The 281-nt window shown below is 60.1% G+C and carries 1 protein-coding gene; it reads right to left on the bottom strand.

Annotated elements, in window-relative coordinates; genetic code table 11:
* Positions 1 to 281, bottom strand: a 281-nt coding sequence (locus tag AC0IW9_RS30625) for a YcaO-like family protein (RefSeq protein ID WP_471652077.1), incomplete at both ends; no start/stop codon positions are given.

Genomic DNA, 281 nt, shown 5'->3' with positions numbered 1-281 from the left:
CCCCAGAACTGGTCGTTATAGAAGAAATTGCAGTTCAGCCGTTCGATGAACTCGCCAAGCGCCGAGGCCAGGGCGCTTTCCTTGGTCGAGCCCTTGCCGTTGGTGAAGCACATCGGCGACTGCGCGTCGCGAATATGCAGCGACCAGACGTTGGGCACGATGTTGCGCCAGGAGGCAATCTCGATCTTCATCCCCAGGTCGGCGAGGATGCCCGACATGTTGGCGATGGTCTGCTCGAGCGGCAGATCCTTGCCCGCAATGTAGGTGGTGGTGTCGGACAC

This window comes from Belnapia sp. AC561 (assembly GCF_979252845.1).
Note: the sequence above shows the minus strand (reverse complement) of the source record. Positions and strands in the feature narration are given on the sequence as shown.